Here is a 24,405-nt window from a genome sequence, read left to right as displayed (position 1 = left end):
CGAACTCCATCCGCTCGTTTTTACTCTGAACGTCAGTCAGTGACGCAGCACGGGATATCCATTCACATAAATCCAGTCCGTGGCCGTGGCAGGCAGGTGGCACCCCTGGCAATCGGAACGATAGTCCGTCGAGGTGGTTTTGAGCGGCTTGTCCGCGTCGAACCACGACCATCCCCACCCGTCGCCCCACAACGGGTTGCCGGGGTGCGTTCCCTTACTGTCTCTCACCATGACGAACCAGCCCTTGAGCTTGTCGGCGTGGCTTACCGTGCCGGTGGTCATCTCGTTGGTCGAAGTCGCGAAGACTTCTTTCACCAGAACGGCGCCGTCCGGAAAATGCCCCGTCTTCCGGTAGCCGTCGATCACCCCCGGGGATGCGTACACGGCGTGGATTTCATTCGAGCCCTGGCCGCTCTCAGCCGCAATCGCCCAGGTGCCGAGCGCTTGGTAGAGGGTTCGGTAGTCCGCCGGCACGCGCAGGTGCCCAGCGCCGTCTACCACGTTCGCGGTCGGGCCGGCCGGAGCCGCTCCGTTGATCTGCGCGAGCGCTGCCACGGCGCCGGTGACCAGGGAGACGGCAACAGCGAGGCCGATAATCCTCGATAGTTTCATGGGGATCTCCTCTACCGCTCGCGCGCTGTGCACTCTGATCCAGTGAAACGGCTTCAATCATTGCTTCAATCGCTGTGTGGCCAACCGCGCGCTCGGCCTAGCCAGCCCTAAAGATCGGACTCGGCCGACAAAATTAGAAATTCTCTTTGGACATGTATTCGATAAGCAGAAGATATCGTCGTACGTGAGCGCTGTGAGCGCCGACCCGACCGTCTTACGTCGTAGTAGGCAACTGCGAGTGCGCGGTCGTCGAAGGGCACTTCAAACTGGCTCATCGCCAGGTTTGCCCGGATATTGCTCCCCACCTTCTACTGCCCTCACTCGGACGTGGAAGCGGCCTGGCGCAGCGAGGCCAGGATTTGCGTCGGCTCCTCTCGTATCGTGAAGTCCGGCTCGACGAATGCGCTGCGGATCCGGCCTTCCGCGTCAATCACATAGGTCGCGGGAATAGGTAACATCCACTCCGGTGACCCGTGCCGGGCGCCGAAGTCGAATCCTAGCCCGGAATAGTGCGCTTTGGTCTCGTCGGGCACCCGGAACAGCACGCCATACGACATGGCAACGCCATAGTCGACGTCGGAGAGCACCTTCAGGTCCAAGCCTAGGCTCCGCTTGAGCTGCCGCGGGAAGTCCCTCGTCTCGGGTGTCACCACTGCGAGGGTCGCACCGATGCTCTCGAACTCATCCTTTGCAGCCTGCAGGGCGCAAAGCTCAGCGGTGCAGAAAGGACACCAGCCGCCTCGGAAGAAACTCAGGACGAGGGGTCCTTTGCGGCGCAGCCGTTCGGAGGAGTGGAGACGGCCATCAGCGTCCGGCAGGAGGAAGCTCGGCGCGTCATCTCCAACCTTCAGAGCGTGCGATGCCACGTCTGTATCTCGGAGCCAGCGCACGAGGTGGTTGTATGACTCCCAATCCGCAGCGCTGAACGTCGTCAACAACTCGGTGCGAATCCGGGCGAGTGTCTTGTTGGTTTGATTTAACATCGGTTGGGAGTCATCGGGCTGAGGATCGATTGGCTGGAAGCGGCTGGCCGTCGGCGTGCGTGTCGTGGTCATGCGGGCGCCCTCGACACCACCGGGACCGCTGCGTGCGGCACGCCCCGGTCGGGGGCTTCGACCGACCAGTCGCGAAGCCGCGCGACCTTGACGAATGCGTCCAGCGCCGGGGAGTAGCGGCGCCCTTGCACAGCCAGTAGGCGTACCTCCCGTGAAACCAGGTTGCCTTCGAGCGGGATGGTCTTGAGCGTCGGAAGGCGCGGCATGTGCTCGGGCGCGAGCATCACGCCAAGGCCGGCCGCGGCCATGTGCTGCAGGTGCAGGTCGTGACCGCTGCAGTGGCCAAGCTGGGGCGGGCTCTCGGGGAAATACGATTTCTGGATCTTCGGGGCCACGTCGCAGTCGGCGCGTTCGAGCAAGATGGTCTCGCGGAGGTCGTCGATGCCGATCGAGGGACGATTTGCGAGCCGGTGCGTCGGCGCGAGAACCACAACGTAGCGCTCCTCGAACAGCGACCAGTCATCGATGCGGGCGGGCACATCCTGCACGTCCCCAACCATTGCGACGTTGATCTCACCCTCAAGCAAGAGGTCGACGAGCTTCTTCGCCGCGCCCTCGCGCAGCTCGACGTGAAGTCCAGGAACGAACTTTGCGATCTCCGCGATCGGATCGAGGACGAGCGACGCCGAGATGGAGGGGGCAAGGCCGATCTTCAGTGGCGCAACGTCCTTGCGTTGGAACTCCTGGGCTCGGCGACGCACCGCCTCTGCCGAGGCCAGTGTGCGCTCGAGCATCGGAAGGACCTCCTTTCCAAGATCGGTGAGTTGGGTGAGCTGGCGTTCGCGGTAGATCAACTGGCCGCCGAGTTCCTGCTCGAGCTTCTGCACCCCCTTGGTCAACGCGGGCTGCGTGACATTGCACTGCTCGGCCGCGCGGGTGAAGTTGAGCGTGGACGCGACGGCGAGGAAGTAGCGAACCTGATGAAGCTCCATGGGTTGTTATGTTCTCCGTCAAGGTGCGACTGTCGATAGAGACAAGCCTTTGCAATCGACGGCGTGACAGGCACGTCGCGATCATGGGAAGTAGATGCGACTTGCCTGCGCAGGTTGGAACGGCTCGGCCTATTGATTAGGACGCACGGACACGCTTTCAGGAGTTTCTGAGAGCCAGGTTAGTGCATGCGAGATGGGCGAGTACCGAACGGGCGGCGGCGCCGCCGCGTACCCATGTTCGTCACCTTCGTCAGTGCAGAAATCAATCGTGCGACAGCTAGCGGAGCAAGCCTCAACGATAATTCGTCAACCGCCAATCGTCTGTTTCTTACCAAGCCTGGCTAAACGCGAGACTGGGCGGCATAGCGAACCCAGAGTCGAACTCTCGTGGCAGCATGGCCCTTCCCGACGGAGCGGCGTCAGGCATGGAGGGTCTCGCCGCCCTTGGCATCTTCGAAGTATTGAGGTGCCTCGCGACGGTCGTATTTCCCGTAGTCGCGCACGATCCGCACTCTACGAACCCTTGCCTTGTCATCCGGCGCGGAAGCGTCCTCGTAAGCCTGCGCTGCGGCGGCGTCCTTCCAGGACATGAGCAGAATCAGGTCGCCAGGCGTGAGCACTGCTTCGAAGATGTCCCAGGACGTGAAGTCGGCGGCCCAAGGGTTCAGTCCGAGCCACTCCGCGCAGTCGTACGGATTGTCGGTCTGCTTCCACTCCGCGGGGCGCGTCGCGTTGATCAGCGTGACTGTCAGCCCCTCCCCGACTTCGGTCTCATCGAGCCGCTGCTCCCTGAGGGCGTAACCCACGGGCACCTTATTGTCGGCAGTGATCTGACCGACGCGGAGGTGGTAGCCTGCGAGTATTTCATCGCGGCCCTTCTGCTGGACCTCGTGATGGCGCATGCGGATGCGCCAACGGACGAGCGACTTCTCGTCCCGCCAGTTCGAAAGCGAAAGGATCCAGCCCTCGCGTGTCAGGCTCTTGTAGCGGATGTTGTCGACGAAGCCCTCGACCTGCTCCAGCTCGGGGCGCAGCATGTTGGCGTTGTCGAGGTAGTTATCCCACTTCCCTTTATGGGGGAGGGCTTCGAAAATCACGGAAAACATAGTCTTATCTCGTTCCTAGAGTGCCGCGATGTAGTCGATTCGGTGTCGAAGTGGCCCGACCATACGTCGCATTCACGGTGATTCGCCGGATGGGAAGCCCCCGCGGGCGCGTTCCCGCTTTTCCGCATCTCCGGCCTTCCCGCCACACCGCGGTAGTCACTGACCGCGGGGAGTTTTGGATGACGGCGTGCGCGTGATCCGCGTACCGACAAAGCTGCTCCGGCCCCCCGCATCGTCGACACGCGGGAGACAGAGGCGGACCAGCGTGCCGCCACCTCGCTCGCTCTCTATACTGATCGCACCGCTCCGCCCTTCGGCGAAGCGCCGAACCTGCGCGAGTCCGCTGCCGCCGCCAGCCGCCTTTGTCGTGAAGTACGGAAGGAACGCCTGCGACAGGACCTCCTCAGACATGCCCTCCCCCTCGTCGGCGACGACAATCTCAATGAACCCGCGGTCCGCGCTAAACGGCTCGACATTCCGCGCCGCGACGGTGATCGTGCCGCCGGCCGGCATGGCATCGTCTGCGTTTCGGCAGAGATTCAGGAGCGCAAAGTACAGCTCTTCCGGGTCGGCATTGAAGGTCCATAAGTCAGGCGCGATCTCGGTGCGGACAGTGATGTCCGGGCGCAACGCCCAGTCAAGCGTACCCGCGATCGCTGCGAGACGACTGCCTGCGACAAAGCCGTCGATCGACTTGCGGCATGGTCGCGCAGTATCGAGGAGCTGGCGGCTGAGCGACACGCCTCGCGTAATCGCCTCCTGCATTTTGCCAACGATCGCCTCTCGATAAGCGGCGTCGCTCCGGCACTCGAGCAGCCGCAGGCCGCCGCTGATCACGGCGAGAAGGTTGTTGATGTCGTGGACGACGAACTGCGCCACGTCCCCGATCGACCTCTCCCCCTCCGAACCGCGGGCGAAGGCCACGCGGCGCGTGCTTGACCGTGGGGCGGTTCGGAACAGGACCCCGGAGATCTCGCCGTAGCCCCCGACGACCGGAATCTCCACGCGCCTGGACGCGATCACACCGCTGCCGTGACCGCTGACGCTCCGCACTCTCACGCCGAGTGGGCGCTGCACCCCAAGCGCGACGCCGGCGCGGCCCGCAAGCACGACGACATCCTCCGGCAGAGGGCTCTCGACCTCGCCGGGAAAGGAAATGTCGGATGAATATTTGATCAGCATCTGGGAAACTCCTGGCCTGCGATCGTCCAACAGTACGCCAACTTCGGCCTGTACACGCGGGCGGGCGACGACGGCACGAAGATTGGGTCCAGCACCGAAAAATGGAAAATCACCTCTTGCCATGGAGTCGATAGCCGACCGTTATCGGCACGCCGCGCGCCCAGGCGGCAACGCAGCGCTGATCATCATGCTAAGCCAGAACAAGCAGCAAGATATCGATCGCAAAGCCGCAGGGAGCGACTACCGGATCAATGTAGGGCGAAGCTCAGATTGCTGCATGAGAAGATCGAACAGCTACGTGAGCGAAGTCCTGAAGCCAACGGAGGCCATCAGGATGCTGACCGAGCTGCTCGAGCAGTCAACGTCGGATGCACGCGAGTCCGATGCGGAAAGCGAACCGCCATCATGACGCGCAGCTATTGATTTCATGGCGTGACGTCATTTCCAATTCGCCGCACGGAATTCCATGCTTGCACGGTGCCGGGCTCATCCGACGCGCAATCAGGAGGTTACAATGTCAGTTCACAAGCCGGTTCTCACGGTGCCGCACGGCGGCGAGACAGTGACCTCGAGCGGAGGCTCGAGCGTCGAGATGAAGGTGGAGAGCAGCCAGTCCGGAGGCGAATATGGCACTGTCCTGTGGACGGTGCGAGCCGGGGAAGAACCGCCGCTACACACCCACACGCGCGAGGACGAGCTACTATACGTGGTGCAAGGGAAGCTAATCGCGCGGGTCGGCGATGCCCGTATCGAGGTGGGACCAGGCGCCTACGCGGCTCTTCCCCGCGGTGTGCCGCATACGATCGAGGTGGTCGGCGACCAGGCGACCCTGCTGCTCAGCTTCGTGCCGGGTGGGTTGGAACGCTTCTTGGTCCCCCGGAAAGGCGAGCAGCCCGATCCGGCTGCATTCGGCCTGACGTTCCCCTAAGGGCGGGGACCACGGCGCGCGGGAAATCTGGCAGAAGAACTCTTTCCGGTCGCTGAAGCTCGTCTTGGTCGAACCGGACGCGATCTCCATCGCTGCCGCGTGCGTAGCGCGGTTGCGGTGGGCGAAGTTCTTGACGTAGCCGACCCGCGTCGAGACGACGCCGGGCAAACGCCGCGGAACATTGCGCCGGTCGTCCCGACATCGCGAAGGGTGCGCGCGCTTCCAATGTCGCGACGAGTACCGAGGCATCCGGGCCGAAGCTTCCATCTGCCTTCGAACAAGCTTCGGCAAAGGCGGGGCTTCCGGCGACCGCTTGCGCGAGTGCTCGCAGAGGGAAGCGCCGTAGTCCCGCCGCGGCGCCAAGCGTCTTTCAGTCATTCCGATAACGGTCGGCTATCGACTCCATAGCGAGAGGTGATTTTCCTTTCGACCGCCAAGGACTCAATCTTCGAGTGATCGTCGACCGGCCGGGAAGGCGTTCCCCAGCACACCGACTTCTCGGCCGCCAAGATCGCCGTGCGCGCCGCGCCGCTTCCTACGGCGATCGTTGTACTGCCCTGCTCTGAGGAGTTCCGTGCCGGGAGCTTAAGAGACGCAGCAACACGCCGGCTGACAAGTACATAGCCCGCCGTGTCAGTGCGGGATCGTGAACGGGAGGTCTTTCGATGATTCTGCCTACCGGTGCGACAGTAGCTGTCGCTGACGGCGAGACGATCCGCCTGTTCCACAATACAGGCGTGAAACCTGGGGTCCACTTGGTCGAGATCACGGCGGCTCCGCCTCAGTCCGCCCACTCGGGCTTGGGTGCGCGGCATCGTTCCGGCTCAGCCAACCCCGACGGGAGGCGGCTCGTCGAGGACGACTTCGCGGCAGCGACGGCGGCTTTCCTGAACAAGCTCAGCCTTGACGGAACCATCGAACACTTGGTCGTCGTCTCCGATCCCAGAATCCTGGGAGAGATGCGCAAGCACTTCAATCGCGACCTGAGAGACAAGATCTTAGGGGAGCTCGCGAAGGACTTCAGCCGGCGTCCGCTCGAGGACATCGCCTCACTGATCGCCGACGCCTGACGCGCCACTGCCGAGCGAACTTCGCCCTTCGTGACTTAAGCGGTTGGCTAACCTACATGCCGTTGCGGATGGTCGCGGTTAAGGGCGATCGTCTGCTGGCATTGAGCTATGAGCCCGCCATGGCAGGCTCGGATCCCCCTCGGGGGAATTGTTAGCGGGAGACCGCTACCTACGCTCCCCCAGACGGCATTCCGAGTTTACGGTTTCCTTGGCCTAGCTCCTGCGCTGGGGTTTCACTCTCCGGCGCATGGATTTCATTGGATGGCACCTATTTCAGAAGCCTCCGCACCACCGTAGACGGCAAGAAGGGCGACAACGAACAAGAGACCATGCGTACGGGTTTTACTGTCGCGCTGCCGATCGATCGTCAGAATTCGATCAAGCTCAACGCCGGTACGGGCATCTACACCCGAACGGGCAGCCAGTTCAGCAACGTCGGGATAGCAACCCGACCAGGACCGAACGCGTTATTTCTCCAGCAAACGAGACTTCTGCAGTTTGATCGATACGAGAGAGAGATCCCGTTTTCCAGACGAAAAACGGGATCTCCGATCGGGCTCGGTCTTGTCGGCGCATATCGCCTTCTTCGGCCCGGAATTTCCGGTTCCGACGCTGCAGGGTAGGTGTCCGCTGCCGGGAGCGATACGAACAGGATTCGGGCGAAGGACTAAACCGGCCGGAGCGGGCAGCGCGAATCCTTTTCCTGTTTCAGGCGTCGAGCGACTGGAGTCGGTACTCGGACATCCTCTGGGCGGCGATGATGACCTCGACCCTGTTCCTGGCTTGCATCTTCTGCATCAGCTCGGTCATGTAGTGCTTGACCGTCTTCTCGGTGATGCGAAGCGTCGCGGCGATTTCCTTGTTCGTCATGCCACGCAGCAGCAGCCGGACAATCTGCCCCTCGCGCTGACTGAGCTTGATGGCCTCGGCGACGCGGTGGCGGACGTCGGTGTTGCGGAGCGCGTCGATCACCCGGACCGCAAAGCCCTGGGTAATATAGGTCTCATCCTTCAGCACGGCCCGGACGGCGGCCATCAACTCGTCGGCCGAGGAGCGCTTGAGGACGTAGCCGTGAGCGCCGGCGTCGAGCGCCCGGACGGCATGGTCGACGCCGTGCTGGGAGGTGTAGGCGACGATCTTGATCGCAGGCAGGACGTTGCGGATCGTGCGGATGGCGTCGTAGGTCTCGTCGGGGACGGAGGGGCTCAGAATCATCAGCCTGGGGACATGGAAACGGGCCAGCCGGATCATGTCGGCGGCGGTGACGCCGAAGGCGACGATCTTGAAATCGGTCGACGCCGAAAGAAAGGTCGTGAGGGCCGTCATCATCAAAGGCTGGTCCTCGACAATCGCGATCGTAATATCGCTCATCAAACCCACCCAAAAGAGCCATCATTAAAACTTCCGCCGGTGGAGAACGACGGTTCCAAGGCATTCACGAGGAAAGAAAAATCCCCGAGCCCGAAAGAAAATACCAATTCGTGGAATCCGTCCTTGGATATTCCGGAGGTGTGGCAAGATGCCCGGGCTGCGGTGCTGGGCCGGAAGGCCTCCGAACCCCCGCCGAATGTCGCCGGTTCGCGGCTCCCGACGCTCCCCTTCGCTGAAAGGTTAACGTAAGGAACCCCGGCGGCCACCTCGGCGTCGATGCCTTCCTCGGTGTGTCGGCGGGGAAATTCGTCATGCCTCAGCGCTCCCGAAAGGCGCGTGTCATCTGGTCGATGACGGGCTTGGCCAGATAGGAGGCCGCGGTGCGCTCCTGGGTCGAGACGAAGACCTCCGCCGGCATGCCGGGAACGAGCTTCAGTCCCTTGTGCTGGATCAGGTCCGCCTCGGCCGGAAGCAGGCGGACGTGGGCGATGTAGTGCTCCTGGCCGTTGGACGGATCCCGGGCCGAGGCTGGCGACACCATCGCGACCTTGCCCTTCAGCTCCGGCGTGGTGGCGCGGTTGAAGGCGGAGAGGCGGATGCGCGCCGGCTGTCCAACCCTCACCTGGTCGATGTCGGCCGGCGAGATGCGAATCTCGAACTTGAGGTCGGCGTTCTCCGGCACCACGGTGGCGATCTTGGCCGCCGGGGTGATGACGCCGCCCACCGTGTAGGCAAACAGTTCGTTGATGTAGCCGGACGCCGGGGAACGTATCTCGGTGCGCGACAGCCGGTCCTCGACGGCGAGCTTGCGCTCCTGAAGCTCGGCGATGCGCGCCTCCACTGTGCGCAGGTCCTTCTGGGCCTCGGTCGAGGCGTTCTGGTCCACGGCGATGATCTGCACGCGGATCTCGCTGGTCCTCACCTTGGCGCGCGCGATGCTCGCCTGGATCTCGCCCTGCTCGCCCATGATGCGGGCGTAGTCGCGCTGGGAGGTATAAACGCGCTGGTACTCGACGATCTTGCGCTCGAAGAGCGACTGCAGCTTCTCGCGCTCGGCACCGACGAGCTTACCTTCCTCCTCCTTGGCGGCGAGGCGGGCCGCCATGCCCCTGATCTCCTCGCCGGTTTGGGCGATGCTGAGCTCGAGCTGTTCCTTCTGGCTGTCGCGCGCGGTCTTGTTGCCGGCGAACAGACGGGCCTCGCCGTGGATCACCGATCCGGCGGTCGAAGGGAATAACGCGTGCATGTCGCCGGGAAACTCGACGGACGTCAGGTTGTCGCGTTCGGCCACCAGGCGGGCGCGGCGCCCGAGCGCCTCGACCAGCTGCGCGCGCACGATCAGATGCTCGGCCTTGATCTGGACGTCATCGAGGGTCGCCAGCACCTGGCCTTCGCGAACCTGGTCGCCCTGGCGCACCGACAGTGTCTTGACGATGCCGCCGTCGCGGTGCTGCACCTCCTTGAGGTTCTGGTCGACCTTGACCGTTCCGGCGGCGACCACCGCGCCCTCCAACATCGCCCAGGCGGCCCAGCCGCCGCAACCGGCGACCAGTAGCGCGCTCAGCACGAGGCCGGCGACGATGCGCGGCCACAGCCGCAACGGCCGTTCGCGGGGCGCGTCGATAGCCGGATGCTCCAAGCGGGCGAATTCAGATGCAGCGACATGCTTCATGGCTTCACCTCAGGAATGAATCGACGAGAATTGCAGATGGTGGTGACCGGCGACTTCGATCGTCATGCCGTCTGCGTCGTCGTTGCCGTAATCGACGTCGATGGCGGTGTACTTGCCCTCGGCGAGTTCCTCGAAGCGGAAGCGCACTTGGCGATTGTGGCCGCCGTGGTTCTCGTCGAGGTAGATCTGTTCAAACAGGTCAGCGACTTGCTCCTCGGCGTCGCAGCCTTCCTTGATCGTAATCTGATAGGTCGCGGCCACGATCTTGTCGCCGATTGTGAAGTCGGTGATCTTCTTGACCACGTCCTGCTGCTGAGCGCCGTCATCACCGCGCTGGAACTGAAAGCAGTCATCGCCGGCGCCGCCGGTCAGGACCACCGCGCCGCTGCCGGCGATGATCACGTCGTCACCGGAGCCCGCGATGATCACCTCGAAGCCATCGATCAGGTCCTTGCCGATCTCACGTCCCACGGCGGTGCCGCTGCGCAGATCGATCGTGACGGTGACGGTGGTCGCCGAATAGTCGAGGGTGTCCTGACCCGAATTGCCATCATAGGCGTCGTCGGTGCCGTCGGCCGACGCCAGCACGACGTCGTCGCCGCTGCCGCCGTCCACCTTGTCGGCTCCGCCGCCGTCGGCGATGATGTCGTTGCCGGCCCCGCCGGCGAGAGTGTCGGCTCCCGCACTCCCCGTCATGACGTCGTCGCCCGCGCCGCCGACGACAATCTCGAACTCTGCGATCGCGTCCTCTCCGATATCCTCACCGAAGGCTCGGCCCGAGGCGAGATTCACGGCGATCTTCTTGATGGCCGAGGAATAGTCGAGGGTGTCGGTCCCGGCACCGCCGTCGAGGCTGTCGTCCGCGGCATCGGCCCCAGCGAGAACCAGATCGTTTCCGGCCTCGCCGGCGACCGTATCAGATCCGCCGCCGTCCGAGATCGTGTCGTTGCCAGTCCCGCCGGTCAGCGTGTCGTCGCCGGCGCCCCCGGCCACGACGTCGTTTCCGCCGCCGCCGTCGATCGAGGCCGAAGCCGATCCAGCGGCCGTGAGGGTATCGTCGCCCGCGCCGCCGATGACGATCTCGAACTCCGCGATCGCGTCGTTGCCGATGTCAGTGCCGGAGGCGGTACCCGAGCCCAGATCCACCCTGATCGAACGCGTAGCCGATGAATAGTCCAGCGTGTCTACGCCGGCGCCGCCGGCGAAGCCGTCGTCCGCGGCATCGGCGGCCGCCATTACGATATCGTTGCCCGCGCCGCCGGTGGCGACGTCGTTTCCGCCGCCGTCGGCGATGATGTCGTTGCCGCTCCCGCCGGACATCCGGTCGGCGCCCTCGCCGCCGTCGAGATGGTCGTGGCCGTCACCGCCCTCTAGGGTGTCGTCGCCGGCTCCCGCCAGCAAAATGTCGCGGCCCGCGCCGCCGTCGAGGTGGTCGTCTCCCTCCTCACCCAGCAGGGTGTCGTCGCCTTCGTCGCCCCACAGACGGTCGTCGCCGGTGCCGCCGAACACCACGTCGTTGCCCGTGCCCGCGAACACGGTGTCGTTGCCGTCGCCCGCATAGACCACGTCGTGGCCCGCGCCCGCCAAAATATGGTCGTCGCCGGCCCCACCCGAGATCCGGTCGTTGCCGCCTCTGGCGTCGATGTTGTCGTCTCCGCCGAGTCCCGCGATGGTTTCGGCGCACTGTGTGCCGAGCAGGATGTCGTCGCTCTCGGTCCCGACGATGGGCGGCGCCTCAACCACATTGAAGTAGGCTGTCTGCATGACGATGTGGGAGCCGTCGCTGATCGCGTAGGTCAGCTTGACCTCGCCGAGCATGTTCGGCGCGCGGTCGAATTCCCAGCCGTCCTCGGTGCGGACCAGGGAGCCGGAGGAGGAGAAGATGCCGACCACGGTCAGATTGTCGCCGTCCGGATCGGTGGCGCCGGCCAGCAGCGCCGCCATCGATATCGCCAGACCGTGGCAGGCCACCACGTCGGGAAGATGCACCGCGCCGGAGACGCGGGGCGCGCGGTTGCGGTGATCCGGCGCCGGCGGGTCGCGCGGTCTGTCGCCGCCGCCACCTCCTCCGCCGCCACCTCCTCCGCCACCGCCACTGCCACCACCGGAGCCGGAGTCCTCCTGGCGAGGCCGGTGGTTGTCGTTGGCGACCTTCGGACTCGCGCCGGACCCCTTGTTGTTCAGCTCGGGCTTGTCGGTGCGCGCCTGGGCGCTGAAATCGGTCGCACCGCCGCCTACGGCGCGCTCCTCCTCGGCGTGCGCGACGATCCTGCCCTCCTCGGTCCAGCCCGACGACCGGGGCGGCTCAGGCTGCTCCTCCGCGGGCTCCTCGGCCGCCGCGAGCGCGTCCTCCTTCAGGTTCTCCTCCTCGCCCGAGCCGCGGACCTTTTCACGGTCCTCGCTGGCCCCCAGCTTCATTGGCAGGAAGCTCTTGAGGTAGGCTGTGCAGGATCCGACGATGAGCAAGAAGATCAGCGGCACGAAGCGGCGGCTGCGATCCTGCTTCTCTTCGTAGTCCTCGCGGCCGGGGGCAGTCTCGACGGTGGACTTGCGGGTGGCCTGGACGTTGATCATGCAGGCCTCCGCATTTGGGCTTCTACGGGAATCGTGCCGGCCGGGGTTAGCGCGGAAGGCTGCAGGACAGGAGTCATGATGTCCTGCTTCTTGCCGAAGGCGACCATGCGGCCGGCCTGGACGATGGCGACGAGATCGACCGCCACCAGCGCGCTCGGGCGGTGCGCGATCACGATGGCGACGCCGCCGCGAGCGCGGATGCCCTCGATCGCCGCGGTGAGCGCCGCCTCACCCTCGCCGTCGAGATTGGAGTTGGGCTCGTCCATCACCACCATGAAGGGATTGCCGTAAAGCGCGCGCGCCAGCGCGATGCGCTGGCGTTGACCTGCGGAAAGCGCGCAGCCCTGCGGCCCCAACCTGGTGCGATAGCCCTCCGGCAGCCTGACGATCATCTCGTGGACGCCGGCCGCCTTGGCGGCCGCGATCACCTTGCGGGAGTCGGGCTGGCGCTCGAGGCGACAGATGTTCTCCTCCATGGTAGTGTCCATCAGCGCGACCTCCTGGGGGAGATAGCCGATGTGCCTGCCGAGGTCGTCCTCGCGCCACTGGGTCAGGTCGGCGCCGTCGAGCCGCACGCTGCCGCGCAGCGCCGGCCAGATGCCGGTCAGCGCGCGCACCAGCGTGGTCTTGCCGCCGGCGCTGGGGCCGATGATGCCGAGCGCCTGGCCGGCCTCGAGCTCGAAGGCGACTTCGCTCAGCACCACCTGTCCGGTCCCGGGGACCGCCACGGTGATCTTCTCGACGGAGAGACGGGCGGTCGGATCGGGCAGCCGCATCGGCTCGTCGGCGGAGGCGAGCGCGATGACGGTCTCGCGCAGCCGTTGGTAGGCCATCCGCGCGGCGATGAAGGCCTTCCAGTTGCCGATCGCGAGATCGACGGGGGCCAGCGCGCGCGCCGAGGCGACCGAGACCGCGATGATGGCGCCAGCCGAAAGCTCACCCTTGATGGTGAGGTAGGCGCCGAGCCCCAACAGGGCCGACTGCAGCACCATGCGTAGCACACGCGAAACCGCGGCGAACCCGCCGGTGATGTCGTTGGCCTTCGTCTGCAGATCGAGATGCTCGGCATTGGCCTCGTTGAAGCGGCCGACGGCGCGGCCTGCGAAGCCCATCGCCTTGAGCACCTCGGCGTTGCGCGCGTTGCAGTCGGCGATGCCGTTGCGTTCCGTCGCCGCCTTGCGCGTGGACACGATGAGACGGCGGGTCATGACTTCGCTGACCACGGTGAGCACGACGAGGACGAGCGCGCCCGCGAAGGTCAACGCGCCGAGCATCGGATGAAGGAAGTAGATGAAGGCCAGATAGATCGGCATCCAGGGCAGGTCGAACAACGCCGAGGGGCCCTGGCTGCCGAGGAAGCCACGGACGGTGTCGACGTCCCGCCCGCGCTCCAGCGCTTCGGAGGTGGAGAAGCCGAAACGCGGCATGTCGATGGCGACGCGATGCGCCAGCGGCGCGATCTTGCGGTCGATCCGGGCGCCAACCCGCACCAGCACCTGGGAGCGGACGACGTCGAAGGCACCCTGGAATAGATAGAGCCCGATCGCGAGCACCGAGAGCATCACCAGGGTGGGGATGCTGCCGCTGGTCAGCGCGCGGTCGTAGATCTGCATCATGTAGACGGAGCCGGTGAGCGCCAGCACGTTGATCATGCCGGAGACCACGAACAGAAACAGGACGATGCTGCGGAAGCCCCTTGTCAGCTCGGCCAGGCGCCGGCGCTTCGCGGGTGTGAGCTCTTTCGGTTTAGCCATTTGTTTGGATGCCCTCAGGTGCGAGGAACAGAAATCTGGCCGGAACGGAAAGATGGTCTCCCGTTCCGGCATAGGGTCGTGAGGCTAGAGCGTGACGTTGGAGCCGAGGTTCTGGTGGCCCGCGATCTCGATCTTGAAGTCGGCGGCGGCGTTGCCGTCGACGTTGCCCTGGATGACGGTGAATTCCTGACCGTTGTGAGTCTCGTAGCTCACCGCGAGCTGCCCGGCCGCGGTGAACGCGGCATCGGAAACCAGTGTGAAGCTCTGGTTGCCGTCGACGGCGTAGTTCGCGTCGATGCCCCTGAGGTCGATGCGGTCTCCCGGCTCGAAGCCGACGATGGTGTCGCCCTTGGCCGCTTCCACCGAGCTGAAGCGGAAGGTGTCGTCGCCGAGCCCTCCTTTCATCACGTTGGCGGCGGTGCCGGCGACGATGACGTCGTTGCCGGAGCCGGTGGTGACATTCTCGATGCCCCACAGCGTGTCGTTGCCGGTCTGCGAGCTCGAGGCGCTGCCGTTCGCGAGCGGGCCGGAACCCAGGTTGACGGTGACGGCCGTGCTCGCCGCTGACATGTCGAGCGTGTCGGTGCCCGACCCACCGGCGCCTTCGTCGCCGAAATAGGCGTCGTTGCCATCGCCAATCTCGGCCACGATCAGGTCGTTGCCGGCCCCGCCGAACACGGTGTCGTCGCCCGCACCGGCGTTGATCAGGTCGTCGCCCTGATCGCCGAAGATGCGGTCCGCCCCGGCATCGCCGTAGACGATGTCCGCGTCGGCTCCGGCGAACACGTGGTCGTCGCCCGCGCCAGCGAAGATCACGTCCCGGCCAGCACCGCCGTTGACGAAGTCGGCCCCCTCGCCGGCCGAGATCGCATCGGCGCCAGCATGGCCGACGGCGATGTCGTCTCCTGCGAAGGCGACGATGCTGTCGTCGCCGGGTGTGCCGACCAGCGTATCGGACTGCGCCGTGCCGTTCCGGACCACGCCGTCGGTTGCGGTCTCGGTCTCTTCTTCGTCGTCACCGCCCGCCGTTGGCGCCTCGTCATCCTCGTTCGGCGTTTCGGTTTCTTCCTCGTCGTCCTCGTCCGGCTCATTGGGTTCGAACTGGGGCGGCACCATGCCCGAGAAGGTGACCGAATGGGTTCCGTTCGAGATGGTCTTGGTGCCGTCCTGGTTCTCGACCAGGTGGTAGGTCGCCGGATCCGCCCCTTCCGGAAGCTCGATCACGTCCTCGGCCTGGAGGGCGCCGATGATGGTGTCGTTGCCGCCGTTGGACTTGAACACGATGCGATGGGCCGAGGTGAGGGCCGAAATGTCGATCGTGTCGTCGCCCTCGTCGCTATCGATCGTGATGGTGTTGAGGCGCAGGCTGGTCGCGGTGAAGTCGCCGACGACCGTGAACGTATCGCCTGCTCCCGCGCCGCCCGTCGCTCCAGTCGGTTCGATGCCGTTGATGCGGATCTCTTCGATCTCGCTCAGTTCCGCGATCACGTTGGCGAAGGCCGAACCGCCTCTTGTGACGACGATTTCCGGCGTACGCCCGCCGAAGCTCGCGATGTCGTTGCCGGCAACGGCATCCCAGGCGGCCAACGTATAGATCGTGTAGGCCTCGCTGGAGGTGTTGCCATTGATGACGAAGGTGTCGCCCGCGGTGCCTTCGGTGCCGCCATTGACGATGTCGCGGCCATCGGTCGGGACCGCCGTCGCATTGGCGTTCCAGACAATGGTGTCGTCTCCCGCACCGCCGTTGACCGTGTCTGCCCCGGCGTTGAGGCCCGGCGCGGTGACGTTGACCGTGAAATTGTCGACGTAGAAGTTGTCGCCATTGTCCCAGTTGTTGCCGTCGCCGGTAGTCCGGAAGCGGATGGCCGAGTTCGAGCCGATCTGGGCGGGCGTCAGGGCGGCGCTGAAGTTGAAGGTGCCGTTGGCACCGCCTCCCAGCGTTCCGCCGGTCAAGACCTCCCAGGCGTTGGTGTTGACATTCCGTGCCTCGACGATGACGGTCTGGCCGCCGTTGAGATTGTCGTCCTCGTAGGTGAACGACACCGTCGCCGCGGTCGCGCCGGCGAGGTTGACGGCGCGCTCGATCGTCTCGCCGCCATCGACGCCCTGATTGAACTGAAGGCGGCCGCCGGTGATCGAGATGTCGCCTGCTGTCGGGCTGGTCGTCTCGCCGCCGCCTTCGGTCCAGTTTCCCGTGAACGCGAGCGTGCCGTTGCTGTTCGAATACGACGCGGCTCCGAAGCTGTCGACGTAAGCGCCGTTGTTGCTGCCGGTGCCACCGGTCAACGTGTCGTTGCCGTCGTCGCCGTTGAGGGTATCCGCGCCCTCGCCGCCGAGGATGACATCGTCGCCACCGCCGCCGCTCAGCGTATCGTTGCCGCCGAGGCCGTCGATGAGGTTGGCACCGCCGTTGCCGGTGATGACGTCGGCGTTGGCGCTCGCCGTGCCGAACGGCGCCGGCGCGGCCTGCGCAAGGACGTAGTCGGACGCGTCGATCGCGGCCGTCGTCGTGTTGTTGACCTGGATGGTGCCGATCGTCGCCAGGGACGCATCCCTGACCGTGAGCACGGTATTGGCGCCCACCTGGGTCTCGACAACACGCGTCGCCAGGTTGGCGGCCGTGATGCCGAGGGCGCTGAGGTTGATCAGGTCCTGGCCCCCGGCCGCGGTCGAGTCGAAGCCGGTGATGGTATCGGCACCGAACCCGGCGGCGTTGTAGACCACCACGTCGTTGCCATCGCTGACGTTGATGGTGTCGCTGCCGGCGCCGCCGATAATGGTGTCGGTATCGCCGCCGGTGCCTCCGCTCAGCGTATCGTCGCCAGTACCGCCGTCGACCAGGTCGGTACCGTTGCCGGCATCGATGGTGTCGTTGCCACCACCGCCGAAGATCTGGTTGTTGGCGCCGTTGCCGGCGATGGTGTTGGCCTGCGCGTTGCCATTGCCGTTGATGGCGTCGCCTCCGGTCAGCGTCAGGTTCTCGACTTCGGCCCCGACTGTGTATGAGACCGAGGACTGCACCGTGTCGGTGCCGCCGGCCGCAAGTTCGGTCACCACGTCGGCGGCATCGTCGACGACGTAGATGTCGTTGTCGGCGCCGCCGGCCATGACGTCGGCCCCGGCTCCGCCGTTGAGGGTGTCGGCCCCGAGCCCACCTGTCAGCGTGTCGACGTCGTCGCCGCCGTTGAGGGTATCGTTGCCGTCGCCGCCGTCGAGCGTATCGTTGCCCAGACCGCCGTTCAGGGTGTCGTTGCCCGCCAGACCGCTCAGCGTGTCGGCCAGATCGCCGCCGGTGATGACGTTGTTGCCGGCGTTGCCGGTGCCGATGAACTGGTCGGCGTCGACGCCGCGGTAGGTGAGGTTCTCGACGTTGGCCATGCTCGCGATGGAAAGCTCGGCCAGGAAGGTCTCGACGGTGTCGGTGCCCTCGTCCTGGGCCTCGATCGCGACATCGAGCAGATCGTCGATGCCGTAGGTGTCGTTGCCCGCACCGCCGACCATCGTGTCGGCGCCGACGGCGCCTTCGAAGTCGTCACCAGCGAGGTTCAGCCGGGCGTCGAGATCGTCGTTGCCCGCACCGCCGACCAGGAGGTCGTCGCCGAGCCCGCCGACGAGGTCGTCGTTGCCGGTGCCGCCGAAGATCAGGTCGTTGAGGCCGCCGCCAGTGATCTCGTCGTCGACGCCCTGCTCGCCCACCACGAAGTTGGCCTGAGTGTTGGTCACCGCATTCAGCGACATGTCGACGTCGCCGCCTGCCCGGTCGGCCGGATCGGAGCGGCTGATGAAGTAATCCTCCGCGCCGAGCGCATAGCCGGCGAAAGTCGCGCCGTTGAAGTTGATGCGTTCGACGCCGGTCTGCGCGTTGTTGCCGGTGAAGTGGCCTGCCACCGTGATGGACTGGGCGACGGAGCCCGTAGGCCCGGTCGGTAGGCTGTAATTGATGACCAGGTCGCCGGTCTGGGTCGCGGTGCTGCTGTCGAAGGCGTCCAACGCGGTGATCGTCGGTACCGGAAGCAGGGTCACCGGGTCGATGATGGGCTGACCGGACGCATCGACCGCGTTCGGAGCCTGGATCGAGATGCGGTCGGCGGTGCCGCCGCTGGCGGCATTGACAGCTTCGTTGATGAGGTCGTTGCCGTCGCCGAGCCCGAACGCGTAGGTGTCGTTGCCGAGACCGCCGTTGAGGGTGTCAACGCCGCCGTTGATGCCGGCTCTGACGATCGTGATCGTCAGGTTATCGACGTAGAAATTGTCACCGTTGTCCCAGTTGTTGCCGTCGCCGGTTGTCCGGAAGCGGATTCCCGAGTTCGCGCCGATCTGGGCAGCGGTCAGCGTCGCGCTGAAATTGCCGTTGCCTGTCGCGGTGGTGCTGCCGAGCGTGCCGAGAACTTCCCAGGTGCCGCTGCCGCTGTTGCGGGCCTCGACGATGACACTCTGGCCCACGCCGAGATTGTCATCCTCGTAGCTGAAGGACAGCGTTGCGGCCGTAGCCCCCGCCAGGTTCATCGAGCGTTCGATGGTTTCGCCGCCATCGACGGTCTCGTTGAAACGAAGGCGATTGCCATCGATTTCGATGTCGCCGCTCGTGGCGCTGTTGTTGTCGTTTTCCGTCCAGTTTCCGGCGAAGTTTGCAGCATTACCATCGTTGCCGGAATAGCCGCCCGAATTGAAGTTGTCGGCAATCGTTCCCGTCGCAGAACCCGGACCGCCGACCAGGATGTCGTTGCCGCCGAGACCGTTGAGCACGTCGGCTCCGGCAAGGCCGACGATGATGTCGTCGGTCGCCGAACCGTTCAGCACGGGACGGTTGTCGGACGGCGGGCCCTGCGGGGCGAGGCCATTGTCGCTGAACGGGGTGCCTACGACGATACCGAGAGTGCCGTCGGAAAACTGCAACCTCTCCATGTTGCGCAGCAGGTCGGTGCCATCGAGCGGATCGAGGCCGCCGGTGTTGGAGACCACGAGGGTGCCGTCGGCGCGCGCCGAGAACGAATAGTTGGCGCGGACGTCGGAGTAGACTGCGGTGTCGATGTCCGATGCCGCCGCGCCGTCGGAGACGATGTCGCGGACGATCTTGAGCTGGCCAGGATTGATCTGACCCGAGAACACTTTCTGGACCAGAGTCGTCATGCTGTCGTGGAACTCGAGCACGGTGTTGCCGACCGGGCCGTTCTCGTCGAAGTCGGACATCACCGCGATGCGCACCCGCAGCCATCGGTCGCCGTCGAGGATATCGTCGCCGCCGCGGCCTTCGATGAGGTCGCTGCCGGCACCGCCGAGCAGGATGTTGCCGCCGACGAAGCTGCCGTTGGCATCGAACGAGGCCGGTCCCGCGCCGGCGAGAAGCGCCTGCAGGCCCGTGATGAGGGCGATGCCCTCGGCATCCAGGGCACTGCCGCGGAAGCCTTCGGTCGGCACGAGGTCGGCGGTGACGTCGGAACCGCGGATGACGTCATTGTGGGCCGATCCGGACGCGCCTTCGACCTGGGTGAAACTGTCGAGCGCCGCGTTGCCCGGAAGCACCGGCAGACCGGGCAGGATCACCCGGTTGAGGTCGACGTCGACCGCCAGATTCATGTTGGCGTAGGTCGTCCAGTCGTAGCCGGACATGCCGTCGAACTTGCCGCGACCAAGGCTGCCGAACCAGATATCGTCGCCGCCTTCGCCAATGAATTCGTCGAAGCCGCCGTCCCCGTGGAACACGTCGTGGCCCTTGACGGCATCGAGCTGGAACTGGTCGTCGAAATTGTCGCCGACCGCGCCGGTCCAGGCGCCGATCTCGATCCAGTCGTCACCTTCGCCGCCAAGCGTCTGCTCGGTGGTCTTGCTGCCGAGAACGAAGTCGTTGCCGACCCCGCCGAAGGCCTCATCGAGACTGTCGGCGCCGAGCACGATGAAGTCATTGCCCTCGTCGGCGACGATCAGGTCGACGCCCTGGCCGGCGTTGACCGCGTCGTGGCCGCGGCCGGTGCGCATGATGTCGTCGCCGAACTGGTCGGTGATGATGTCGTCACCGTCGCCGCCGATGTACTGGTCGTTGCCGGCGCCGCCCTCCATGCGGTCGTTGCCGGCGTCGCCATAGAGGGTATCGTCACCCTCGCTGGCGATCAGCGTGTCGGCCTGGTCGGTACCGCCCAACAGGACGTGGTCGGCGCCGGTATAGCGCAGGTAGTTCGCTTCGGCTCCATCGGTCGCCGGGTTGTCGCGCAGGACCAGCGGGGTCAGGATCGTGCCACCGGTCGGATCGGCCGAATTGAGCCCCGGATTCCACTGCCGGGTCTGGTCGACTTCGAGGATGAGGCCGGGCGTGGAGAACACGTCCGAAGGCAGATGGCCGGCGTCGGCATTGAGGCCGATTACCTTGGCGAAGGTGTTGTTCTCCATCTCTGACAACAGATGCAGCCCGTCGAGCCGCTGCAGGTAGTAGAAGCGGTCGCCGTCCTGCAGCTTTTCGAGCTGAACCTCGAACACGAAGTTGAAGGTAGAGCCCAGCATGCCGCCGAACGGCATGACCTTCTCGGCGAGACCGCCGATCCAGAGATCGACGTTCTCGAGGCCGCCCAGCGAGCCGCCGGCGTAGATGCCGGTCGCGTTGAGGAAGGCTATGCGGTCGGCATTGAATGCCGCGAGCTCGGCCGGGTCGGTCGGAACGACGACGTCGCCGAAGCTGGTGCCGAAGATCAGCGCCATGGCCGCGTCGCGCTTGCCTTCGACCGTCGTCTCGCCGGTGATCAGCGTGTGCGTTCCGTAGGCGGCGACGAAGTTGATAATCGAAGCCTCGTTCTTGAGGTGGCTCGCGAAGTCGACCCAGCTCGCGTAGGGCCGCAGCTCTTCGGCGTGGCTGCTTGCCTCAAAGAAGTCGCGGCGCGCAGCGTTCAATGACGGCACGCCGGCATCGCGGCCGCGGGCCAGGTTGATGGTAGCCAGATCGAGCGGCAACCCGAGCAGATTGTTGCGCAGCGCGCTGGTGACGAACTCGTCGATCTCGTTGCCGACCTGCCGCGTCATGCCGCGGATGATGTTGCCGGCGGCGACGCTGTCCGCGACGGTGTGGCCCGAGTCGAATTCGATCGGGTTGAGGAAGGCCTCGATGAGCCCGATCTGGTCGTTAGTGAAGGTCGGGTCGAGCCGGTCGATCGTCTCGGTCAGCATTGAGTGGCCGAAGCGGTAGACCACGTGCGCGAATTCGGCGACAATGCTCGGATTGATGTCGGCGTGGTATCCGTCCGGCACGACGAAGAAGTCGATGTTGGGCTGCACCTTGCGGGCGAAGTCCTCGAAGACGAGATGTTGGTATTGCATCTCGGTGCCGAACTTGGCGGCCTGGAACAGGCGTTCGCCATCCCAGACGAGGGCGGCGATCTGAGCGGGCGTCGTCGGCAGTGCGGCGAGGTCGACGGCCAGCCATTCGTTGAGGAAGGCCAGGTCGTTCGAGGCCAGGACGATCTCTTTGGTGTGCTCGACCAGCCGGTTGTGCTCGGAGTGGAAGATGTGGTGGACCGCGGTCAGGCCGATGTTCTCGTTGGCGCGGCCGTCGCCGGCGATGAAGTGGGCGTCCAGCAGTTCGTTGTCGTAGACCGCCGGGTTGTTGCCGGGGTTGAGCAGCCCGATTTCAATGTCGCCGTCGGCGATGCCGTTCGGCACGGCGTCGTGCGCGATGTCGGCAAGGAAGGCGGCGTTGATACGGATCGCGGTGGCGACGCTGACCGGCGCCGTCGAGGTGCCGGAGATGACGATGTCGTCCGCAGTGTTCGGAATGCCGTCGGCGCCGACGCCGGTGATCACCTGGGCGAAGCCCGCGGCATTCGGAATGAAGTTGCCGTACGGGTCGGTGCGAAGCAGCGGCACCGCGCCGACGTCCTGGTCGGTCAGGAGGATGCCAAGCATCTTGGCCTGTTCCTTGACCTCGCCCCAGGTGGCCATGCCGCCCGGCTGGTCTCCGCCGCCCTCGATCAGCTGGCCGGTAGCGTGCGGGACGCCGTTGGCGTCGAGCGCGTACTGGCGCAGGAAAACCTGGTGGGAGGCATGCGACGTATAGGTCTGGTTCTGGTCGACAAACGGCGTCGTGGTGTTGACGGGACGCACGTCGTCGGCCGTCCCCATGACGCCGTCGGCGCCCGGGCTGACGGTGGCGCGGGTCAGGACCATGAAGTTGGTCGGGCTACCCGGCACGTACAGCGGATCGTCCGGCTGGAGCGGAACGAACACGGTGCCGCTGCCGCCCTTGTTGACGAGATCCAGACCGTGATCGAAGAACTGGCCGAACAGAGTGAACCAGGAGTTGAACGGGGCCGACAGGCCGACGTCCGGAGAGACGTTGACGACCTGGACGTTGTCGCCGTCCATTGTGATCCCGAACGGCTCGAGGCCCGCATCGCGGACCGCGCGCGCCACCGCCAGATCGTTGAGCATGTCGTTGTGCACCGCCGTGGCCGCCGCGAAGGCGTCGATCGCCGCCTGTTCGGCCGCGCCGGGAACGGTGGACTCGTCGCCGTCGCTCAGCTGGTTCGCCGCCGCCTTGGCGTTCTGCATCACCACGCGGGCCTGATACTCGGCGTCGAGCGCGGGTTTGAAGGCGTTGTAGATATCTTGCACGAGAGCGACGTTAGCCAGCGTGGCCTCGACGATCCCGCCGGACTGCAGGCCCTTCATGATCGCCGCCGGGTTCGCGAGCGTCTGATCGACGATCAGGTTAGAGATGGTGCGCAGGCTCGAATCGAACACCATCGAACCCGGGTTGTTGGACGGCGCGTAAGACGTCGGCACGGCGGGCGCGCCCGGCGGCAGGAAATTGCCCGGTACGTTTTCCGCGGGCCTGAAGGTCGGATCCAGCAGTTCGGGGAACGGCATGTCCGCGGCGCCCCACTTCTCCTGGCCGGGCAGCAGGTTGTTGTTCTGTCCGTCGACGGTACGAAGACCGATGCTGAGGTTGTAGGATGGGACCGAGCCGACCTGGCCGGCCAGACCGGCTCCGTAGAGCGGCGCGGCGTTCGGGTCGAGCGGATTGACGATATAGGCGGCGTGCTTCTCCGCGACCTTGATCTGCGCGAGAATGAAATCCAGATCGCTCCTGATGTACGCAACCATGGCGGCCTCACCTGTTGTGGCGCACGGTCCGCCGCGGCGGCCGAGCCGTTGAAATTTTTGCGAGCCGTCCGCGTCGGATGGCTCCTATGGGCTCAGGTTAGATTTTTCTGTGAACAACGGGACAGGGTACAAGGTCCAACGAACTCGTGGGACCGAGGTCTGGCGCTTCGGCCGACCATGGTCGTAGGACCTTGGTCCGATCGGCGGACGACCATCCTCGCTTCGCCAGCGCCTCGGCGCGGCGGGTGAAGCGGTGTTTTCCGGATGTTTTCGGGAGACTTGGCCGCGCCCGATCGGAGAAGCCGTCACATCGATCGGGCATCATGGCGTGCGGAACATGCAATGCTGGGCCGAGGACTGCCGGAGCACCGCATCGCAAGCGTCAAGAGCGCTCCAGGCCGGCGACGTCTTCGCGTCGTGTCAATCGTGAGGACCCGGAAGTTCGCTGATCCTAACATCGGCCCTTCTAACCCGCAGATCGGTGCTGATCCGCCAACAGGGCATCGATGTATATGGGAGTTTCCGGCTCCTGAAGGCGATGACTCTGTCCCAGCCCGACGCGTACGGGCATGACGGAAGACATGATGGATGACAAGAAGCTGCTGGCGAAGTTCGCCGAGCGGATCCCGTTAGGCCGCGTGTGCGAACCCGAGGAAGTCGCCGCGGTAATCGCGTTCTCTGGCGACGTCGTTCACCTTTCGGTGAAGCGGTACTGTCGCCCATCGTGTTGCGCGCATGCTGACCTCAATGCCGTTTGCCGAGCACGAGGACGAAAGGGACGACGAAGAGCCCAACGCCCTGGTCGTCGCTGACATGCAGCACCCAGTGACGCCAATCCTCGAGGCTGCGCTCGTTGGTGAAGGATCGCACGAGCGGGGTCGCATGAACGCGCACCTCAGCGAGATCGTTCACCACGGCGCCGTGGTGATCGAGGAACACTTTCTTCGCGTTGGAGCGGGACGCGTGAAAGAAACGTGGTGCGAGCTCGAACTGCATGATCAGGCCAGAACCAGCACGGACTCCGCCTACCACTTTAATAGGCCGGCGAATCCGAGATCGGTC

At 65.1% G+C, this 24,405-nt stretch carries 15 protein-coding genes and 1 pseudogene; 5 read left to right on the top strand and 11 right to left on the bottom strand.

Annotation, left to right across the window (positions count from 1 at the left end):
- Positions 1-36: 36 nt before the first annotated feature.
- From AB7Z56_RS10830 to AB7Z56_RS10810, 5 genes are all read right to left on the bottom strand, one after another.
- Entirely contained in the window at positions 37-612 is a 576-nt protein-coding gene (locus AB7Z56_RS10830) for a cytochrome P460 family protein (protein ID WP_063986170.1), read from the bottom strand.
- A 317-nt stretch (positions 613-929) separates the two neighbouring features.
- Entirely contained in the window at positions 930-1,667 is a 738-nt protein-coding gene (locus AB7Z56_RS10825) for a peroxiredoxin-like family protein (protein ID WP_063981742.1), read from the bottom strand.
- Positions 1,664-2,599: a LysR family transcriptional regulator gene (locus tag AB7Z56_RS10820; RefSeq protein ID WP_063981741.1), complete on the bottom strand. Its 936-nt coding sequence runs from the start codon at positions 2,597-2,599 to the stop codon at positions 1,664-1,666. Before AB7Z56_RS10820 ends, AB7Z56_RS10825 begins: the two co-directional genes overlap by 4 nt.
- Positions 2,600-3,018: 419 nt before the next feature.
- Entirely contained in the window at positions 3,019-3,705 is a 687-nt protein-coding gene (locus AB7Z56_RS10815) for an antibiotic biosynthesis monooxygenase family protein (protein WP_063981740.1), read from the bottom strand.
- A gap of 156 nt (positions 3,706-3,861) precedes the next feature.
- Complete coding sequence (locus tag AB7Z56_RS10810) at positions 3,862-4,887, bottom strand: ATP-binding protein (RefSeq protein WP_245328574.1); 1,026 nt, start codon at positions 4,885-4,887, stop codon at positions 3,862-3,864.
- Between AB7Z56_RS10810 and AB7Z56_RS10805 the strand changes: the two genes are divergently transcribed.
- The 4 genes from AB7Z56_RS10805 (at position 4,862) to AB7Z56_RS10790 (ending at position 7,508) form a co-directional block, all read left to right on the top strand.
- Positions 4,862-5,296: a DUF1003 domain-containing protein gene (locus AB7Z56_RS10805; protein ID WP_245328573.1), complete on the top strand. Its 435-nt coding sequence runs from the start codon at positions 4,862-4,864 to the stop codon at positions 5,294-5,296. The two genes, AB7Z56_RS10810 and AB7Z56_RS10805, sit on opposite strands and share 26 nt — an antisense overlap.
- A 105-nt stretch (positions 5,297-5,401) precedes the next feature.
- A complete protein-coding gene (locus AB7Z56_RS10800) occupies positions 5,402-5,815 on the top strand; it encodes a cupin domain-containing protein (protein ID WP_063986168.1) in 414 nt (137 codons plus the stop codon).
- 665 nt (positions 5,816-6,480) lie between these two features.
- Positions 6,481-6,885: a baeRF12 domain-containing protein gene (locus AB7Z56_RS10795; protein WP_063981738.1), complete on the top strand. Its 405-nt coding sequence runs from the start codon at positions 6,481-6,483 to the stop codon at positions 6,883-6,885.
- A gap of 257 nt (positions 6,886-7,142) precedes the next feature.
- Complete coding sequence (locus AB7Z56_RS10790) at positions 7,143-7,508, top strand: hypothetical protein (RefSeq protein ID WP_063981737.1); 366 nt, start codon at positions 7,143-7,145, stop codon at positions 7,506-7,508.
- A gap of 85 nt (positions 7,509-7,593) precedes the next feature.
- On the opposite strand, the gene AB7Z56_RS10785 is transcribed toward AB7Z56_RS10790, so the two are convergent.
- The 5 genes from AB7Z56_RS10785 to AB7Z56_RS10765 form a co-directional block, all read right to left on the bottom strand.
- A complete protein-coding gene (locus tag AB7Z56_RS10785) occupies positions 7,594-8,256 on the bottom strand; it encodes a LuxR C-terminal-related transcriptional regulator (RefSeq protein ID WP_063981736.1) in 663 nt (220 codons plus the stop codon).
- A 316-nt stretch (positions 8,257-8,572) separates the two neighbouring features.
- Positions 8,573-9,928, bottom strand: a complete 1,356-nt coding sequence (locus AB7Z56_RS10780) for an HlyD family type I secretion periplasmic adaptor subunit (protein ID WP_063981735.1) — start codon at positions 9,926-9,928, stop codon at positions 8,573-8,575.
- Between the two features lie 9 nt (positions 9,929-9,937).
- Positions 9,938-12,502 carry a calcium-binding protein gene (locus tag AB7Z56_RS10775; RefSeq protein ID WP_063981734.1) on the bottom strand — a complete coding sequence of 855 codons (2,565 nt, stop codon included), beginning with the start codon at positions 12,500-12,502 and terminating at the stop codon, positions 9,938-9,940.
- Complete coding sequence (locus AB7Z56_RS10770) at positions 12,499-14,256, bottom strand: type I secretion system permease/ATPase (RefSeq protein WP_063981733.1); 1,758 nt, start codon at positions 14,254-14,256, stop codon at positions 12,499-12,501. Before AB7Z56_RS10770 ends, AB7Z56_RS10775 begins: the two co-directional genes overlap by 4 nt.
- Before the next feature lie 84 nt (positions 14,257-14,340).
- Positions 14,341-23,343, bottom strand: coding sequence for a peroxidase family protein (locus AB7Z56_RS10765; protein WP_441256226.1), 9,003 nt, complete (start codon positions 23,341-23,343; stop codon positions 14,341-14,343).
- A gap of 557 nt (positions 23,344-23,900) precedes the next feature.
- Between AB7Z56_RS10765 and AB7Z56_RS10760 the strand changes: the two are divergent.
- Positions 23,901-24,155: pseudogene (locus AB7Z56_RS10760) on the top strand (hypothetical protein); the annotation flags it as partial.
- On the opposite strand, the gene AB7Z56_RS10755 reads toward AB7Z56_RS10760, so the two are convergent.
- The gene (locus tag AB7Z56_RS10755; RefSeq protein ID WP_063981731.1) at positions 24,088-24,339 is read right to left on the bottom strand and encodes a DUF6894 family protein; all 252 of its coding nucleotides are present in this window, start codon (positions 24,337-24,339) and stop codon (positions 24,088-24,090) included. The pseudogene AB7Z56_RS10760 and the gene AB7Z56_RS10755 overlap by 68 nt on opposite strands.
- Between the last annotated feature and the right edge of the window lie 66 nt (positions 24,340-24,405).

The sequence above is a fragment of the Bradyrhizobium sp. 482_C4_N1_8 genome, from assembly GCF_052075965.1.
GTDB classification, from domain to species: domain Bacteria; phylum Pseudomonadota; class Alphaproteobacteria; order Rhizobiales; family Xanthobacteraceae; genus Bradyrhizobium; species Bradyrhizobium barranii.
Note: the sequence above shows the minus strand (reverse complement) of the source record. Positions and strands in the feature narration are given on the sequence as shown.